This is a genomic window from Ensifer adhaerens (genome assembly GCF_002007205.1).
In the GTDB taxonomy this organism is placed as follows: Bacteria; Pseudomonadota; Alphaproteobacteria; order Rhizobiales; family Rhizobiaceae; genus Ensifer; species Ensifer adhaerens_D.
Genome location: NZ_LAZS01000005.1, coordinates 86396 through 104949 on the forward strand (window position 1 = coordinate 86396; position 18554 = coordinate 104949).

Genomic DNA, 18554 nt, shown 5'->3' on the forward strand with positions numbered 1-18554 from the left:
CGCACCGTTTCGAAACCGAAGCGCGCTCGGCGCGGAAGGGTATCTATCGGCATGCTGCACCAGGTCAAAACCACCGTTCTCTGCGGGAAACCGCTGGATTTCGCGACGCTCGAGGATATCGGGGCGGGCAGGGTCCGACCGGTGGCGGACGAGGGCGGCATCGAGCGGGTGGCCGCCGCCCACAAGGTGGTTGCCGATCGTGTCGCGATGGGGCTTCCCGTCTACGGCTCCAACACCGGCGTCGGCTCGATGAAGGACCGGCTGTGGACCGCGGACGATCTTGCCGAGTTCAACAATGCGCTGGTCAGAGCCCATCATTTCGGCACCGGCGAATTCTTCGCGCCGGCGATCGTGCGCATGGCGATCGCCATCCGCGTCAACACTGCGATGCGTGGCCACACAGGCTGCAGCCCGGAGCTGATCCGGGCGTTTCTGGCGCTCAGCGAACACGACATCATTCCGGCGGTGCGCCGCCACGGCTCGATGGGCTGCGCCGATATCGGCCTGATGGGGCAGATCGCCTCGGTGCTGACAGGCGTCGGCGAGGCCTATTATCAGGGACGCCTCGTTTCGGCCGAGACGGCGCTCGCGGAGGCGGGGCTGAAGCCCTTCGTCATGCAGCCGCGCGACGCGCTGGCGGCGCTCAGCGTCAACGCCATTTCCTTCGCGGCGGCGGTCAACGTGCTGCGCGAGGCGGCGTCCGCCATTCGGGTGTTGCTCGTCACCGGCGTCATGTCTTCTTTGGCGCTTGGCGCCTCGGCCGATCCCTGGCGGGTGGCGGCGACACTCTCGACCCGCGGCGAGGCGCTGGTCGGCTCCTGGCTCTATGGCCAATCCGGTGTTGCCGACTGGCCGGTGCCGACGGCGATTCATGATCCGCTCAGCCTGCGCATGACCGCCCAGGTCTTTGGCGCTGTCGTCGATACGCTGCTGGTCGCCGCCGGGCGGCTGGTGGAGCAGACCTATCTCTCCGACGACAATCCTGTTGTGATCGGTGGGCAGGTGCATTCCTCCGGCGCGTCGCTGCCATTGACGACGACGCTTTACATCGAGGCGGCGCAGATCGCCTTTTCCCATGCGGCGCGCAACGTCTTGAACCGCTGCATCCTTCTCTCCAACGGCGGACGCCGCAATCTCTCGGTCAACCTGGTGGCGCCGGGGGAAGTCGCGACCGGGCTCGGGCCGCTGATGAAGCTCGCCGTCGAACTCTACATGCGCGTGCAGTCGCTCGCCGTTCCGCTCTCGGCCCAGTCGATCGTGGTCGCCGGCGGGCTCGAAGAGGAGGCGACCTTCCTGCCGCTGATCGTCGAGCGCATGGAAACGCAGGTGCGGGATCTCCGCCAGCTTGCCGCCATCGAGGCGATGCTGTCGGCCCAGGCGATCGATCTCGTCGGCGACCAGCCGGAAGGGGTCGTCAAGCGCGCCTATGACCAGACGCGCTCGGTGAGCGCCATGTATCTCAAGGATCGGCCGCTCTCGAAGGAGATCGAGGCGCTGCAGGATGCGTTCACCTGCCACGACCTGTTGCGCTCCTTCGTCGCTTCAGCGCCGATGCCGGAGTTCGACGACTTCTTTGCGCTCGGTAAATAATTCTGGGCAAGTGAGCCAAACCTGACACCCCAGGGAGAACAGCATGTCCGATTTCGATCTCGTTCTGAAAGGCACCGTCGTTCTCCCGCACCGGATCGTCGAAGGCGGCCATGTTGCCGTTCGCGACGGCAAGGTGGTGCATGTCGGCCAGGGTGCGGTACCGGCGGCGCGCGATCGGCACGATCTCGGCGATGCGCTGATCCTGCCGGGTGCCGTCGATGCACAGGTGCATTCGCTGTCGCAGAAGAACCAGGAGGATTTCATCTGGTCGACGCGCTCGGCGGCGGCCGGCGGGGTCACCACCATCGTCGACATGCCCTATGACGAGGGCAATCTCGTCTGCTCTGCCGAAGCCCTTCGCCGCAAGATCGACCATGCGGGACCGCAGGCGCGCGTCGACTTCGCGCTCTATGGCACCGTGGACCCGGAGGAGGGACCGGCGCGTATCGGCGAGATGGTGGAGGCGGGTGTCGCCGCCTTCAAGTTCTCGACCTTCGGCACCGATCCAAAGCGCTTTCCCCGCATTCCGGCAGCGCTTCTCGAAGACTGCTTCCGCGCCATCGCGCCAACCGGGTTGGCCGCCGGCGTGCACAACGAGGACGACGAGGCGGTGCGCGCGGCGATCGACAAGGTCAAGGCGGCTGGCATTGCCGACTACCGCGCCCATGGGCTGTCGCGTCCGCCGCTCACCGAACTGCTTGCCACCAACCAGATCTACGAGACGGGTGCCGCCACCGGCTGCCCGGCGCATGTGGTGCACTGCTCGCTCGGGCGCGGCTATGAGATTGCCGCCGCCTATCGCGCCCAGGGATACAAAGCGACGATCGAGTGCTGCATCCACTACCTGACGCTCGACGAAGAAAACGATGTTCGCCGTCTCGGCGGCAAGGCCAAGATCAACCCGCCGATCCGCCCGCGCGCCGAGGTGGAAAAGCTCTGGCGGCATGTGGCGGACGGTACGGTGACGATGGTTTCGACCGATCACGTGAGCTGGTCGGAGGACCGCAAGACCAATCCGGATATGCTCGCCAATTCTTCGGGCGTGCCGGGGCTCGAAGTCATGGTGCCGCTCTTCGTCAAGGGCGCGTTGGAACGCGGCATCCCGCTGACGCGGGCGGCGGAGCTGATGACGCTGAACCCGGCCCGGCATTTCCGCCTGGATCACCAGAAGGGTGCGCTCGAAGCCGGCAAGGACGCCGATATCATCGTCATGACGCCCGAGCCCTATGTCTATGACGCGTCGGCAAGCGGTCACAACGTCGTCGGCTGGTCGCCCTATAACGGCATCCGGCTGCCCTGGCGTGTGTCGGCGACCTATCTGCGCGGCAGGCTCGCCTTCGATGGTCGTCAGGTTTTGGCCGAGCCCGGCGCCGGACAGTTTGTCCGGCCGCTTGCGACCTTGGTACTGCAGAGCGGTTTTCCGCCCGCATCCCGGGTCGAGATCTAGGAAGCGTGATGAGCAAAAGTGCCCACAACAAGGTTCCCGCCAACCTGCCGGTCAATGCCAGCCGTATCGCAGGAATCGTCAACGGTCTCGCGGGGATCACCGAACCGGACCGGCCCTATACGCGCCGCGCCTTCACGCCGCTGTTCCTCGAAGGCCGGGCCTTTCTCGACCGGCGTTTTCGCGCGGCAGGGCTCGAAACCCGGATCGATGCCGCCGGCAACCTGATCGGCCGGCGCAAGGGGAAAAAATCGGCGCTCGGCACCATCCTGCTCGGCTCCCATTCCGACACGGTGCCGGATGGCGGCCGCTTCGATGGCATCGCCGGCGTGGCGGCGGCGCTTGAAGTGGCGCGCGCGCTTTCCGACAACGGCATCGACCTCGACCACGATCTGGAGATCGTTGATTTCCTGGCCGAGGAAGTGTCGATCTTCGGCGTTTCCTGCGTCGGCAGCCGCGGCATGGCCGGTGTTCTGCCCGATGGGTGGCTCAGCCGCACGCAAGGGGATCTGAGCCTCAGGCAGGGTATCGTCGAGGTGGGCGGTGACCCCTCCAGGCTTTCCGGCTCGAAACGCTCCGACATCAAGGCCTTCCTCGAACTGCACATTGAACAGGGGCCCATACTGGAGACTGGGCGGCTCGATGTCGGGGTGGTTACCGCCATCTCGGGCATCACCCGCATCGAGATCATCGTCGAGGGCCAGGCGGACCATGCCGGTACGACTCCGATGGGGCATCGGCGCGATGCGCTGGTTGCCGCCTCGCATCTGGTGCTGGAGATCGAGCGGCTGGCGACAGAATTTTCTCACGGCGACGGGCACTTCACCGCGACCGTCGGCGAGTTTTCGATCGAGCCGAATGCGGCCAATGTGGTGCCGTCGAGGGTGCGGCTGCTGATCGATGCGCGTGCCGAGCTGCGTCCGCAAATGGAGCGGTTCCTGGCAACGCTTGGCTCCCTTTGCCAGGGTGTCGCCGAGGCATCTGATGTGACGATCGCGCCTGCCAATGTAATCTCGGACAACCACCCGACGCCGGGCGATCCGCTCCTGCTTTCAACGCTCGAAGAAAGCTGTGACGCGATCGGCGCCAAGCACCGGCGCATGGCCTCCGGTGCCGGCCACGACACCGCCTGGATGGGACGCATCACCCGCTCGGCGATGATCTTCATTCCCTGCCTCGGAGGGCGCTCGCATGCGCCGGAGGAGTGGGCAGAAAACGACGATATCGCGCTCGGCGCGGCCGTTCTCTTCGATGCGGTGAAGCGGCTCGACAAGAAATTGCAGGAGAAGGTGTGAGATGGGCCGGATACTGAAGGAAAAGGACGTCGAGGCAGCGGTCAAGGGCGGTTCCGTCTATGCCGCCGGGGGCGGCGGATGGGCCGATCACGGCCGCATGCTGGGATACGCTGCGGTCTCGATCGGCAAGCCGGAGCTCGTCTCGATCGATGAGCTCGATGCCAACGACTGGGTGGCGACGGCGGCCGCGATCGGCGCGCCGGCATCGACCACGCCCTGGGAGATGCGCGGCGTCGACTACGTCAAGGCGGTGCAACTGCTGCAGGAGGCGCTCGGCGAGAAACTTTCGGGGCTGATCATCGGCCAGAACGGCAAGTCCTCGACGCTGAACGGCTGGCTGCCCTCGGCGATCCTCGGCACCAAGGTGGTCGACGCGGTCGGCGACATCCGCGCGCACCCGACCGGCGACATGGGCTCGATCGGCCTTGCCGGCTCGCCCGAGCCGATGATCCAGACGGCGGTCGGCGGAAACCGCGAGGAGAACCGCTACATCGAGCTGGTGGTGCGCGGCGCCACGGCCAAGGTCTCGCCGGTCTTGCGGACCGCCTCCGACATGTCCGGCGGCTTCATTGCCTCCTGCCGCAATCCGGTCAGGGCATCTTACGTGAAAGCCAATGCGGCGCTGGGCGGCATCTCGCTGGCGCTGGCGCTCGGCGAGGCGATCATCGCGGCGGAAGCGAAGGGCGGCAGCGCGATCATCGACGCGATCGTCAAGACGACCAATGGCGCGATCCTCGCCGAGGGCACGATCACCGACAAATCGGTCGTCTATACCAAGGAAGCATTCGACATCGGCACGGTGACGCTGGGGAAGGGCGCTGACTCAACGGTATTGCACGTGATGAACGAATACATGGCGGTTGACTCTGGGGAAGGCACGCGGCTTGCGACCTTCCCCGACGTCATCACCACGCTGTCGCCGGAGGGCGAGCCTTTGAGTGTCGGGCAGCTGCAGGTGGGCATGAGGATCTTCGTGCTGCATGTGCCGAAGACGGTGATACCGCTTTCGTCCAGCGTGCTCGACCCGACGGTCTATCCGTCGGTCGAAAAGGCGATGGGCATCGAGCTTGCCCGCTACGCGCTTTCCGGCCGGAACTGACGGGAGAGGACGATGGCGCGCGATGCCGGACTGGAAGAGCTGATCCGCGAAGAACTCGGCGATCGCGCCGGGCTTTCGGAAAAGGCGATGTTCGGCGGCTGGGCCTATCTGCTGCACGGCAACCTGCTGCTCGGTGCGCGCGAGGGATCGCTGCTGGTCCGGCTCGGCAAGGGCAATGACGGCTGGGCGCTGGCTCTGCCCGATATCGAGCTGATGGTGATGAACGGGCGGGCGATGCACGGCTGGGTGCGGGCAGGGGCGGATGCCTATGGCGATGATGCCTTGCGCAAGCGGCTGCTCGCTGGCGCGATTGCCTTTGTCGAGACGCTGCCGCCGAAGTGAGAATTGGTGGCTCGGCGATGGGCTGCGAAGTTTGGCCCTCACGCTTGAGTTTGGTGGTTTGCCCCTCACCCTAACCCTCTCCCCGCTTGCGGGGAGAGGGGACGAGATTGGCGGTCAGCCGCAGAGCATGTGGCAAGCGCTGAGCCATTCTCTCGCCCGACGCGGGACGAGGAAATGCCACGGTGGTTGGGCCGGCGCGGCAAGCACAACGCATCCCCTCTCCCCGCCTGCGGGGAGAGGGCTAGGGTGAGGGGCCTTTGCCACCCGTCGCCACAAACGTGAGGGCGGCGACCTCCCGCCGCCGTGAATGATTGGGGCAACCACCCCGCCAACACAACAACAAGGAACGAGACGATGCCCAAGGCCAATCCCCGTCATCCTGGTTTCCCCATTCCCGGCGGGCCGGAGCTGCGTGCCAGGGGCTGGCGGCAGGAGGCGCTGCTGCGGCTCTTGGAAAACGTGCTTTCGGTCGGCGAGGATCCGGACAATCTCGTCGTCTATGCAGCCCTCGGCAAGGCGGCGCGCAACTGGCCGGCGCATCGCGCCATCGTCAAGACGCTGATCGAGATGGACGAGGACCAGACGCTGCTCATCCAGTCCGGCAAGCCGGTGGGGCTCTTGAAGACCCATGCCAAGGCGCCGCTCGTCATCATGGCCAATTGCAACATCGTCGGGCAATGGGCGAAGGCTGAGGTGTTCTACGAGCTGCAGCGCAAGGGGCTGATCTGCTGGGGCGGGCTGACGGCCGGCGCCTGGCAATATATCGGCAGCCAGGGGGTGATCCAGGGCACCTACGAGATCTTCATGCGCATCGCCGAACGCCGTTTCGGCGGCGATCTCTCCGGCCGTTTCGTGCTGACGGCGGGGCTCGGCGGCATGGGCGGCGCGCAGCCGCTTGCCGGCCGCATGGCGGGGGCTGCCATTCTCTGTGTCGACATCGACGCGGAGCGGGCGAAGAAGCGCCGGGAGATCGGCTATCTGCAGGAGATCGCGCCCGACCTCGATGCGGCACTGGCGATGATCGACGCGGCGGTCAAGGAGAAGCGGGCGCTCTCCGTCGGCCTCGTCGGCAACGCGGCGGAAATCTATCCGGAAATCGCACGGCGCGGCATCGTGCCCCATGTGGTCACCGACCAGACCTCGGCCCATGATCTTGTCTACGGCTATGTGCCGAAGGGCATGAGCCTCGACCAGGTGAAGTCGCTGCGCGACGACGGCCAGGGCCAGTTGATGGCGGCAAGCCGCGCCTCGATCGTCGAGCACGTCAAGGCGATGCTCGACTTCCAGGCGAAGGGCGCGGAAGTCTTCGACAACGGCAACCTGATCCGCACCCAGGCGCGCGAGGGCGGCGTCACCAATGCCTTCGACATCCCGATCTTCACCGAAGCCTATCTGCGCCCGCTCTTTGCCCGCGCCATCGGTCCGTTCCGCTGGATGGCGCTTTCCGGTGAAGAGAGCGACATCGCCCGCATCGACGACCTGCTGCTCGACATATTTCCGCACAACAGGATCGTCACCAACTGGATCAGGCTCGCGCGTCAGCATATTCCCTTGGAAGGCCTGCCGGCGCGCATCGCCTGGCTCGGGCACGGGGAGCGCACGGCCTTGGCGCGGCGCGTCAACGAACTGGTGGCGACAGGAGAGCTCAAGGGGCCGGTTGCTTTTTCGCGCGACCATCTCGACGCCGGCGCCATGGCGCATCCAAATATCATGACCGAGCGGATGAAGGACGGGTCGGACGCGATCGCCGACTGGCCGCTTCTCGACGCCATGCTGCTCTGCTCGTCGATGGCCGATCTCGTCGTCGTCCATTCCGGCGGTGGCGGCTATGCCGGCTACATGACAAGCTGCGGCGTCACGGTCGTTGCCGATGGCACGGTCGAGGCCGACGAACGGCTCGACCACGCGCTCACCAACGATACGTCTCTCGGTGTGATCCGCTATGCCGATGCCGGCTATGAAGATAGTTTTGAGGAGATTGCCGCCAAGGGCATCGGGCATGTGAAGGTCTAGGGCTGGTGCCTGTGGGCCTTGGCGTGCGGGGCGTGTAGCAGCGTGTAGCAGCGTTGCCCCATTCACAGACCTCATTCCTGTGCTTGTCACAGGAATCCAGCAGCGCCGCGTCGGCGGCGCCAGGAACCCGTTACCGTAGCAGAAGAGTTCATTCACGGCGCGGACGCGCCGTGGCTGGATTTCTGTGACGAGCATAGACATGAGGGAGGGTAACGCTCCGCCTTTTCGGGCGAACTCTCAGATCGGGGCGCGGATGGTCCGTTTCACGCAACGCAGCGGAACAGACAGCTCTCGCAGACGATCCGGCAGCCGTTCCTCTCGCATAGCCCTTGACGAACTCGCTTCGGATGCGCGTGGTTTGGTGCGTGGCCCGCCGCGCGCTAATATGCCGCCTTTGCTGGCTGGAGGCGATCATGACGTCGAGCTTCAATGTGCAGAGTGCGGATGGCTATGACCAGTTGATGGGCCGGTGGAGCCGGCAGCTGGCGCCGCTGTTCATCGATTTTGCGGGTATTGCCGACGGCGAGCGGGTGCTCGACGTCGGCTGCGGGACGGGCAGCCTGACATTTGCGCTGCCGCGTGCGGCTAACCTCAGCGAGATTACCGCGATCGATTTTTCACCTGTCTTCGTCGCGGCGACGATCAAGGCTAACAGCGACCCCAGGATCAAGGTCCAGCAGGCCGATGCCTGTGCGCTGCCCTTTGCCGATGCGTCCTTTGATCGGGCGCTGGCGATGCTGGTGCTGCATTTCGTGCCGGAGGCGGGAAAGGCCGTTGCCGAAATGCGGCGGGTCACCAGGCCGGGTGGGGTGGTTGCCGCCGTCGTCTGGGATCATTACGGCGGCATGCCGGGCATGCGCATGGTGCTCGATGTGGCAACCATGCTCGACGTCAATGCCGAGCAGGTGCGCAGCCGCTACTGTTTCCAGCCGATGATGCGGCCGGGCGAGATGATACAGAGCTTTGCGGCGCATGGCCTCGTGGATATCGTGCAAACGTCGTTGATGATCCGCATGGACTATCAGTCGTTCGAGGATTTCTGGCAGCCGATCGCGGCGGGCGAGGGACCGCTCGGCAAATATGTGGGCTCACTGGACGCGGGATTGCGGGCCAAGCTCGATGCGGCGGTCAAGGCCGCCTACCAGGCGGGCCAATCGGATGGCCCGCGGTCGTTTGCGGCGGTGGCTTGGGCTTGTCGGGGCGTCGTTCCCGGGGTGTGATAGGGCAATCGTTCGTCACTGCGGTGCGGTCGCCTTATCGGAGCTTTCGATTAGCAGAGGGACCGCGGCCTCTCTGCTTTGCAAAGAGAGCGAGGTGCGAGCCGCAGCGCAGAACCCGTCGAGGTCGCGCTTTATCTCTTCGTGGGCCTTTTCCATAGAGTCGCCAAATGCGCGATGAAACTCAGGCGCAACCCCAGTCGCGCGCACGTATCCGTTCGCAAACTGTTCATTGGCAGCCAAACCTGGGCAGGCAGCAGCAGCGACCGCTGCCGTTCCCAGATATGACAAGAACTGGTCTTCGGGAAGTTTCCTGCGTGGGTAGTCTATGTCCCGAGCAAGTACACTGGTGGCGCTGCTGGCAGCGATCACAAGCGAGAGGCACAGTATCTTCATGTCAGACCCTTGTTGTTACGGGGAGGTCGCTGCGCGTATGTGCACCGCCTTCTGTGCAACCTGATCGATAGTGCCGATATCGCTTTCAATCAATCGCAAGAATGCCCAGCGCGCTCGTCATCAACTTCCCAAAGTCTGGCAATCACACCACCGTCTCGCCGCCATCCACCACCAGGATCTGGCCGGTCATGTAGGAGGAGCGGTCGGAGACGAGGAAGAGGATCGACTCGGCGATCTCGTCGACGCTGGCCCAGCGGCCGAGCGGCACTTTTTCGCGGATATAGGATTCGATTGCGCCGCGGCCGCCCATCTGGGCGATGAAGGGTTCGTTGAAGGGGGTGTCGACCCAGCCGGGGCAAAGCGCGTTGACGCGGATGCCGTGGCGGGCGTAGTCGCCGGCCATCTGCTTGGTCATGGCGATGACCGCGTGTTTGGTGGTCGTATAGGCGATCATCTCGCGGTCGTAGAGCACGCCCGAGGATGAGGAGGTGTTGAGGATGACGCCGCGGCCGGCGGCGCGCATCGACGGCATGACCAGCCGCGCTGCCATGAAATGGGCGCGGACATTGAGGTTCCAGGAGCGGTCGAAGCCGGCGACCTCGACCTCTTCCAGGTCCCCCGCGACCTGGGCACCGGCATGATTGTGCAGGATGTCGATGCGGCCGTGGCGATAGAGGATATCGGCGACGCCATCGGAGAGAGCCGCGTCATCCGTGACGTCGATTGCGAGCGCCTCAGCGCTGCCGCCCTTTTCGGCGATCGCCTCGACGGCGGTTGCAGCTGCCGCAAGGCTGCGGTCGACGACGACGACGTGGGCGCCCTCGCGCGCCATGATGGCCGCACCCGCCTGACCGATCCCGGAGCCCGCTCCGGTCACGATCGCGACCCGGTCTTTCAGGATCATGGTTTCACTCCCCGGATTTCGTTTTCTTTTCCCGCATCAGGATGCGGGCGGTCAGGATCAGAAGCAGCGAGGCGACGAGCACCAGCGTCGCGATCGCGTTGATCTCGGGCGTCACGCCGCGGCGGATCGAGGCGAAGACGTAGATCGGCAGCGTGGTCTTCGAGCCCGCGACGAAGAAGGCGATGATGAAATCGTCGAAGGAGAAGGTGAAGGCCAGAAGAAAGCCGGCAAGGATCGACGGCAGGATTTGCGGCAACACGATCAGCCGGAAGGTGGTGAGCGGCGTTGCGTAGAGATCGCTCGAGGCCTCGACGATATCGCGGCCGAGGCTGGCGATGCGGGCCTTCACGATCATCGTCACCAGCGCCATCGAGAACAGGCCGTGAGCGGCGATGATCGAGCCGTAGCCAAGGCCGAGCTGCGGCGGCTGGTCGCCAGGCCAGATCGTTGCCAGCGCCGGGTTGACGAAGGAGAAGACGGCAACGAGCGCGACCAGCGTCGCGATGCCGATGACGACGCCGGGCACGACGATTGCGGCTGCAAACAGCGCATCGAAGATCGCCCGGTTGCGCGGCGCCATCCGCTCCATGCCAAGGGCTGCCATGGTGCCGAAGATTGCGGCGAGCGTGGCGCTGGTAAAGGCGATCAGCAGGCTGTTCTGCAGCGCCGAAACCAGGAAGGTATTTCCAAGCGCCTTGCCGTACCAGGCGGTCGAAAACCCGGTGAACTCGCTCGCATTGCGTCCCGCATTGAAGGAGAACAGGACGACCAGCGCGATCGGGGCGTAGAGGAAGAGATAGACGGAGGAGATGAAGGCGCGCATCAGACGAGATCCACCTGTCTTGTGCCGGCGACGCGGAAGGCGATGCGCATCGCCACCATCAGGATCACCACGACGACGGCAACCAGCGTGACGGCGATCGCCGAGCCGAAGGGCCAGTTTCGCGATTGCAGGAAGAGATCGACCAGCGCATTGCCGATGAAGAAGACCTTGCCGCCGCCCAAGAGCTGTGGGATCAGATATTCGCCGAGCAGCAGGATCGTCACCAGCGCCACGCCGGTCATGACACCGGGCAAGGAGAGCGGCAGGGTGACGCCGAAGAAGGTCGAGACCGGCTTGGCGCCGAGATCGGCGGAGGCTTCGAGCAGGCGGCGGTCGAGTTTTTCAAGGCTGACATAGATCGGCATGATCATCAGCGGCAGGTAGCCGTAGACGATGCCGAGAAGCACGGCGCCCGGCGTGTTCAGCATCCTGACGTCCTCGATGCCGATCATCGAGAGCAGATTGGGGATCCCGCGCGAGCCAAGAATGTACATCCAGGCATAGGTGCGCACGAGCAGGCTCGTCCAGAAGGGCACGACGACGAGCGACACGAGGATCAGCCGGTAGCGCGGGTTCGCCTTGACCGCCAGATAATAGGCGACCGGATAGGCGATCATCAGGCAGGCGAACGCGCCGACCGGCGCGAGGATCAGCGTGTTCCAGAAAGCCGCCGCACGCGTCGGCAGGTTGGCGAACTGGGCAAAGGTGAAGGCCGCCTGATAGCCGCCTTCCGGTGCGCGTTCGCCGAAGGCGAAGACCAGCATGGCGATGAAGGGCAGCACGAGGAAGATCATCAGCCAGGCGGCAGCCGGCGCCACCAGCGCCGCCGTCACCAGGTTTCTCTTCGTGTTCGTCGCCGCGGTCATGTGGTTATCCGTTTGAGTGTCACTTGTATTTCGGTTTTCCCTCAGGGCGGCGAGGGAGCCCGTCATCCGCGCGGTGAGGTGAGCTCCCCATCCGCACGCTAAGGGAAGCCCCTCATCCGGCCTGCCGGCCACCTTCTCCCCGCTTGCGGGGCGAAGGGGACTTGTGGCGCCCGCTCGGTCCCTCTCTTCCGGCAGAAGCGAGGGGCAGGGAGCCTGCCGTTTGTCCCTTCTCCCCGTCAGAACGGGGAGAAGGTGCCGGCAGGCGGATGAGGGGCCATGCCCAGACCGCGCGGGTCACCGCGTGGGGCAGTCACATGCCAGATCAAGCCGACTTGAAGCGCGCCATCAGCTCGGCGCGGCCGGGGTCGGTGAGCGTCACGGCGGCGCCGAATTCGAGCGGCGTCAGCGCGGCTTCGTCCGGATAGACGATCTTGTTTCCGGTCACGTCGACCGGAAGCAGCCTCATGACGCGGCTGTCGGTCGTCGGCGCGCCGTTGGCAATGTGCTCCTTCATGGCGTTTTCCGGCGCCATCAGATAGTTGAGCAGGGCGTAGCCGGCGGCCTTGTTGGCGGCACTCTTCGGGATCGCGTAGAAGTCCGACCAGATCTCGCCACCATCCTTGCCGAGCACGAACTGGATTTCCGGCATGTCGCGGTTGAGCTGGGCGCCGTCATTGGTCCAGCACATGGTCATCCAGGCATCGGTCGCGCGCATCGACGGCTGGTAGTCGCTGTTGATGGCGTAGAGATGCGGCTTCACCTTGATCAGCAGTTCCTCGGCCTTGGCGAGTTCGTCCGGCTTGATCGAGTTGAAGGAGTAGCCGAGCGAGACCAGCGCGTTGCCGATGGTGGTGAGCTGGTAGTCGTGCACCATGGCGCGGCCGTCGCCCTCGGTCATGGCGATCTCGAAGAATTCCTTCCAGCTTGTCACCGGCTTCTTGATCTTCGCCGAGTTGACCGCGATGCCGGTCGTGCCCCAGTTCTTCGGCACGGCATAGGTCTTGCCGTCGACGATGCCCTCGTTGGTGAAGCGGGCCGTCTCGGTCGCGGCGTCGTAGTTCGGCAGCTTGGACATATCGAGCTCGTCGATGAGGCCGAGCTTCACATAGGTCGAGATCGTGTAGTTGGTGGGAACGAAGAGATCCCAGCCGGTGCCGCCCGCCTGGAGTTTCGCCAGCATCTCTTCGTTGGAGCCGAAGACATTGACCTCGACGGCGACGCCGGTTGCGGCCTGGAAGGCCTCGAAGGTCGCCGGATCATGGTAGTTCGGCCAGGTGGCGATCGACATCTGCGTGCCGAGGTCGCCGGCAAAGGCGGTGGAATTGAAGAGGCCGGGCTGGCGCGCGAGCACGGCGGTCGCAAGACCGAGGCCGGTGACGCCGAGGAAGTGGCGGCGGGTGACCGAGCCGCGCTTCAGGCGCATCAGTTCGTCGGAGAGCTGATCGGCTGTGATAGGGGCATTTTCTCTGTACCATTTGCTCATGACGCTGTTCCCTTTATCGTTTGACGTTCATGCGTAGGCGGCAGAACCGGCTTGATAAGGCCGGGAGATTTCAGGCTGGAAAGATGTGCAGCGCGTTCGGATCGAAGGCGAGGCCGACCTTTTCGCCAGGCTCGACCAGCTCGCTGTCGCCGAGCGTGCGGCGGTCGGCCGTCACGAGGAAGTCGCCGAGACCGTCGACCGCGACGGAATATTCGACCGCTGACCCCAGGAAGATCCGGTGGGTGACGGTGCCGGCCAATGTCTCGGCGGTCGCCGCGCCGTTGCGCGTCAGGCGGATCGCCTCGGGCCGGAGTGCCACCATGGCCGCCCCACGTGTGCCGTTGACCGCGGGGGCGGCAAAACGCGTGCCGTTGGCGAGCTCGATCGAGGCGTTGCCGTCGACGGTCGCCGAGATGCGGTTGGTCTTGCCGACGAAATCGGCGACGAAGAGGCTTGCAGGCCGGTCGTAGATTTCCTGCGGCGGGCCGACCTGGACGATGCGGCCGGCATTCATGACGCAGACGAAATCGCTCATCGACAGCGCTTCCTCCTGGTCGTGGGTAACGAGCACGAAGGTGATGCCGAGTTCGCGCTGCAGCGTCTGCAGCTCGATCTGCATGGCGGTGCGCAGCTTCTTGTCGAGGGCTGCCAAGGGTTCGTCGAGCAGAAGCACCTTCGGCTTGTTGACGATGGCGCGGGCGAGCGCCACGCGCTGCTGCTGGCCGCCGGACATTTCGTGGATGCGGCGTTTGCCGAAGCTGCCGAGCCGCACCATTTCCAGTGCCTCCTGGGCGCGGCGGGAAATCTCCGATCCGGCGATGCGCGGCCGCATCTGCCTCAGGCCGTAGGAGACGTTGGCCTCGACATCGAGATGGGGGAACAGCGCATAGTGCTGGAACACCATATTGACCGGGCGGCGGTAGGCCGCAACGCCGTTCATCGGCTCGCCGCTGATGAACACCGTGCCCTCGCTCGGCTGCTCGAAGCCGCCGATCATGCGCAGACACGTGGTCTTGCCGCAACCCGATGGCCCGAGAAGCGCCATGAAGGCGCCGCGCGGCACCTGAAGATTGATGTCGGAAACGGCCGTCACGGCGCCATAACGTTTGGCGACCGAACGGAACTCGATGTCGTTCGTCGAAGCGGATGTCACGTCTGTTCCCTGCGGTTGTTATCGGATGTCGCCAGGAATCTCCCGCCCTGGCGCTCCACCGTCATTGACACGCAGCCTAGTCACCGCGTGCCCTGCCGGTATATACCCCGAGAGAGGTATTTCAACGCAGATTGCTCTGTGTGAGGAGTATACCCTTGAAGCTGTTGGTATCGGCCGGGGGAGCGGATTGAGCGTCGATCTCGAAGGATTTTTTCAGGTCATGGCGCCGCTGGTGGCGGGTGCTCCGCTTGAGGACGAGGCGGTCGGCACTGCCTATCGCCAGCTTATGTCGACGCTGATGACCTTCGACTACGTGGTCGTCTTTGCCTATCGCGGCAAGGAGCGGCCGATCGACCTCTACAGCACCTTCAACGCCAAGGATCATGTGCTCTTCGTCAGCCTCTATCAGGCGGGTCCGTACCTGCTCGACCCCTTCTATCACGCGGCGATAAAGGGCGAGCCCGGCGTCTGGCGGATGCGGGAGCTTGCGCCGGACCGGTTCTTTTCCTCGGAATATTACCGCACCTACTACGTGCAGACCGGGCTTGCGGAGGAGGTTGGCTTCTTCGTGCCGGTCGACGGGCAGATCACCGTGGTTCTGTCGCTGATGCGACGGGAGGCGACCGGCACGTTCAGTGCTGCCGAGTTTGCGCTGTTGAAGAAGGTCGAGCCGCTGGTCGCCGCGCTGGTGCGGCACCACTGGGCGGGGCTTGCTCGCCGGTTTGACGCGGCCCTCGCGAAAACCGGGCGCAGCAGGCGCAAGGCGACGCACCCGCCCGCTGACGGCGTCTGGCAGCACCTCAATCTGACGGACCGGGAATCCTCGATCATCGAACTGGTGTTGCAGGGCCATTCGTCAGAATCGATCGGCCTCAGGCTCGGCATCTCCACCGGTACCGTCAAGGTCCACCGCCGCAACGTCTATCGTAAGCTCGGCATTTCCTCGCAGACGCAGCTCCTGTCGCTCTATCTGAGAAACCTCGGGCAATAATCGCTCGATCCATGCACCGCTAACAGTCGGTTCGATCGTCCGCCTGCGCTGCCCTTTTCCGCTTTCAACAAGCCTACGCCGTCTGGCGCCCGCCGGCGGCTGCTGCCTTTGCGTGCGACCGTCGCGGCTGCTCAACCGTCTCTTCACAAACGTGATCGCTCATTTGCCAAACGCTATTGACAAAATTTTCACGTCATGAAATTTCTTTCATCAGCGGATAAAAATATCACGTGGTGCAAAAAATATCATGCACCGCAACAAGAGCCGGGTGGAGACGATGACGATTGGCGGGACGGGCATTCGTGACGACGAGACCAGCATGGCGACGCGGGCGGCCTGGCTGCACTATGCCGGCGGTCTGACCCAGGCGGAGGTCGCCAAGCGCCTCGGCCTTACCTCGCTCAAGGCCCACCGGCTGATCATGAAGGCCAACCAGGAAGGGCTGGTGAAGGTCTATATCGACGGCGAAGTCTCCGAATGCGTGGAGCTCGAGCAGACGCTTTCGGGGCGCTATGGCCTCGACTATTGCGAGGTCGTGCCGGACTTCGATTCCGACGATCTGCCGCTAAAGGCGCTCGGCATATCCGGCGCACAGTTTTTGAAGCGCGAGATCGAACGCGGCGAAACGGCACTGGTCGGCGTCGGTCACGGCCGCACGCTTGCGGCCTGCGTCGAATATCTTCCGCGCATGACGAGCGGCAACACCCGCTTCGTCTCGCTGCTCGGTGGGCTCACCCGGAAGTTTTCGGCCAACCCGCATGACGTGATCCACCGGCTTGCCGAACGGACCGGCGCGGAGGCCTATGTCATGCCGGTGCCGTTCTTCGCCAACACGGTCGAGGACCGCGATGTGCTCTTCAGTCAGCGCGGCGTGCGCGAGGTCTTCGATCTCGCCAAGACCGCCGATCTCTTGATGGTCGGCATCGGTACCGCCGTGCGCGAGGCGTCGCTGGTTTCAACCGGCATGATCGAGACCAGCGAGATCGAGGACATCCAGAAGGGTGGCGCGATGGGCGAACTGCTCGGCCACTTCTTCGACAGAGACGGCCGGCCGATCGAGACCACGCTTTCCGACCGCACGTTTACGCTGAGCCGCGAGGACCTGAAGAACCGCCGCACGGTCGCGGTTGCCGGTGGCAAGATCAAGGTTTCGGCCATCCGGGCGGTGCTGGCAAGCGGGCATTTGAGCGGGCTCATCACCGACGAGCGGACGGCACGGGCGCTTGCGGCCGACGGCGCATGAGGCGCTGACACATCAGGACCATGAGGGCAGGGAGGATCTGCCCGCGGTCCTAAAGGGAGGAATACCGGTGGGGTAGCCGGCAGTCGCAATCATACCCGCAACGGAGGAGAAGACGGATGTACGAGAAGGAGAAGGACCTCATCAGCGCATTCCTGCGTGGGGAGGTGGACCGCCGCGGCATGCTCAAGGGATTGGGCGCTGCAGGCCTGACCGTCGGCACTGCCGGCACATTGTTCAACATGATGTCGACGCAAACGCTTGCCGCCGATTTCGACTGGAAGGCGCATTCCGGCAAGAAGCTGAAGCTGCTTCTGAACAAGCATCCTTACGCCGATGCGATGATCGCCAACCTGCAGACCTTCAAGGATCTGACCGGCATCGACGTCACCTATGACGTCTTCCCGGAAGACGTCTATTTCGACAAGGTGACGGCGGCGCTGTCGTCGGGCTCGGCCGAATACGACGCCTTCATGACCGGCGCCTACATGACCTGGACCTATGGTCCGGCCGGCTGGATCACCGACCTCAAGGAATGGATCAACGATCCGGCGAAGACCAACCCGCAATATGCCTGGGACGACTTTCTGCCGGGCGTGAAGAATTCCTGCGCCTGGAACGGCCAGCCGGGCGGGGCGCTCGGCTCCGACGACGCCAAGCAATGGTGCATTCCGTGGGGCTACGAACAGAACAATCTCTCGTTCAACCAGGCGATGTTCGACAAGGCGGGCGTTGCCGTTCCGAAGAACATCGACGAGCTTTCAGCGGCTGCCGCCAAGCTCACCAAGGATGTCGGTGGTGGCGTCTACGGCATCGGCGTGCGCGGCTCGCGCTCCTGGGCGACGATCCATCCGGGCTTCCTCTCGGGCTACGCCAACTTCGGCCAGAAGGACCTGAACGTCGGAGCCGACGGCAAGCTTTCGGCGGCGATGAACACCGCCGAATCCAAGGCTTTCCACGCCAAGTGGGTATCGATGATCCAGGAAAGCGGCCCGAAGGACTGGTCGACCTATACCTGGTACCAGGTCGGCACCGATCTCGGCGCCGGCGCCTCCGCCATGATCTACGACGCCGACATCCTCGGCTATTTCATGAACGGCGGCGACAACAAGATGGCCGGCAAGCTCGCCTATGCGCCGTTTGCGGCCAACCCGGCAGCGTCCGCCCCGACGCCGAACATCTGGATCTGGTCGCTCGCCATGTCCAATTTTTCCAAGGACAAGGACGCGACCTGGTACTTCCTGCAATGGGCGACAGGTCTCGAGCACGCGATCTTCGGCGCGACGAAGATGGACTTCGTCAACCCGGTCCGTGCTTCGGTCTGGAAGGACGAAATCTTCCGCGAACGGCTGAACAAGAGCTACCCCGGTTATGTGGAGATGCACGACGTTTCGGCGCCGGGCGCCAAGATCCACTTCACCGCGCAGCCGCTGTTCTTCGACGTGACCACCGAATGGGCGTCGACGCTGCAGAAGATGGTCGCCAAGCAGGTGCCGGTCGATGAAGGTCTCGACCAGCTTGCAGAAAGCATCAACCGCCAGCTCCAAGAGGCGGGTCTCGGCTGATAGGCCTCCCAAGCGATCCCCGGCGCTTGCGAGTGCCGGGGATCCCGAGATGCCGGTAGAGCCGGCCCATGGTGATCCGTTTGAGATCGCGCCGAAATCAATCTGAGATGCCGAGGGACTGGCGCGGCGCCTG

The 18554-nt window shown here is 64.4% G+C and carries 16 protein-coding genes; 10 read left to right on the top strand and 6 right to left on the bottom strand.

Annotated elements, in window-relative coordinates; translation table 11 throughout:
- The first annotated feature begins 51 nt into the window (after positions 1-51).
- The 7 genes from XB14_RS04145 (at position 52) to XB14_RS04175 (ending at position 9003) form a co-directional block, all read left to right on the top strand.
- Complete coding sequence (locus XB14_RS04145; RefSeq protein WP_077960397.1) at positions 52-1590, top strand: aromatic amino acid lyase; 1539 nt, start codon at positions 52-54, stop codon at positions 1588-1590.
- A gap of 43 nt (positions 1591-1633) precedes the next feature.
- Positions 1634-3037 carry a dihydroorotase gene (locus tag XB14_RS04150; protein ID WP_077960399.1) on the top strand — a complete coding sequence of 468 codons (1404 nt, stop codon included), beginning with the start codon at positions 1634-1636 and terminating at the stop codon, positions 3035-3037.
- Positions 3038-3045: 8 nt separating this feature from the next.
- Complete coding sequence (locus XB14_RS04155; RefSeq protein ID WP_077960400.1) at positions 3046-4329, top strand: Zn-dependent hydrolase; 1284 nt, start codon at positions 3046-3048, stop codon at positions 4327-4329.
- A gap of 1 nt (position 4330) precedes the next feature.
- Complete coding sequence (locus XB14_RS04160; RefSeq protein ID WP_077960402.1) at positions 4331-5428, top strand: DUF917 domain-containing protein; 1098 nt, start codon at positions 4331-4333, stop codon at positions 5426-5428.
- Between the two features lie 12 nt (positions 5429-5440).
- Positions 5441-5770, top strand: coding sequence for a TfoX/Sxy family protein (locus tag XB14_RS04165; protein ID WP_077960404.1), 330 nt, complete (start codon positions 5441-5443; stop codon positions 5768-5770).
- 354 nt (positions 5771-6124) lie between these two features.
- Positions 6125-7783 (top strand): urocanate hydratase, encoded by a 1659-nt coding sequence (locus XB14_RS04170; RefSeq protein WP_077960409.1) that lies wholly within the window; start codon positions 6125-6127, stop codon positions 7781-7783.
- Between the two features lie 413 nt (positions 7784-8196).
- Entirely contained in the window at positions 8197-9003 is an 807-nt protein-coding gene (locus tag XB14_RS04175) for a class I SAM-dependent methyltransferase (protein ID WP_077960410.1), read from the top strand.
- Between the two features lie 15 nt (positions 9004-9018).
- Here the strand turns inward: XB14_RS04175 and XB14_RS04180 are convergent, their stop codons facing one another.
- The 6 genes from XB14_RS04180 to XB14_RS04205 form a co-directional block, all read right to left on the bottom strand.
- Positions 9019-9396 (bottom strand): hypothetical protein, encoded by a 378-nt coding sequence (locus tag XB14_RS04180; protein ID WP_077960411.1) that lies wholly within the window; start codon positions 9394-9396, stop codon positions 9019-9021.
- Between the two features lie 142 nt (positions 9397-9538).
- Positions 9539-10300 (bottom strand): SDR family NAD(P)-dependent oxidoreductase, encoded by a 762-nt coding sequence (locus tag XB14_RS04185; protein WP_077960412.1) that lies wholly within the window; start codon positions 10298-10300, stop codon positions 9539-9541.
- Positions 10301-10304: 4 nt separating this feature from the next.
- Positions 10305-11123, bottom strand: coding sequence for an ABC transporter permease (locus XB14_RS04190; RefSeq protein ID WP_029742634.1), 819 nt, complete (start codon positions 11121-11123; stop codon positions 10305-10307).
- Entirely contained in the window at positions 11123-11989 is an 867-nt protein-coding gene (locus tag XB14_RS04195) for an ABC transporter permease (protein ID WP_077960413.1), read from the bottom strand. The genes XB14_RS04190 and XB14_RS04195 overlap by 1 nt, the downstream gene beginning before the upstream one ends.
- A gap of 322 nt (positions 11990-12311) precedes the next feature.
- Positions 12312-13472 carry a polyamine ABC transporter substrate-binding protein gene (locus XB14_RS04200; protein ID WP_077960414.1) on the bottom strand — a complete coding sequence of 387 codons (1161 nt, stop codon included), beginning with the start codon at positions 13470-13472 and terminating at the stop codon, positions 12312-12314.
- A 70-nt stretch (positions 13473-13542) separates the two neighbouring features.
- Positions 13543-14625, bottom strand: a complete 1083-nt coding sequence (locus tag XB14_RS04205) for an ABC transporter ATP-binding protein (protein WP_077960415.1) — start codon at positions 14623-14625, stop codon at positions 13543-13545.
- A gap of 220 nt (positions 14626-14845) precedes the next feature.
- Here XB14_RS04205 and XB14_RS04210 point away from each other — a divergent pair, with 220 nt between their 5' ends.
- The 3 genes from XB14_RS04210 to XB14_RS04220 all read left to right on the top strand — a co-directional run bounded on the left by XB14_RS04210 (position 14846) and on the right by XB14_RS04220 (position 18421).
- A complete protein-coding gene (locus XB14_RS04210) occupies positions 14846-15616 on the top strand; it encodes a helix-turn-helix transcriptional regulator (RefSeq protein WP_419178574.1) in 771 nt (256 codons plus the stop codon).
- 277 nt (positions 15617-15893) lie between these two features.
- Positions 15894-16859, top strand: coding sequence for a sugar-binding transcriptional regulator (locus tag XB14_RS04215; protein WP_077961870.1), 966 nt, complete (start codon positions 15894-15896; stop codon positions 16857-16859).
- Positions 16860-16975: 116 nt separating this feature from the next.
- Positions 16976-18421: an ABC transporter substrate-binding protein gene (locus tag XB14_RS04220; protein WP_077960417.1), complete on the top strand. Its 1446-nt coding sequence runs from the start codon at positions 16976-16978 to the stop codon at positions 18419-18421.
- Positions 18422-18554: the final 133 nt, after the last annotated feature.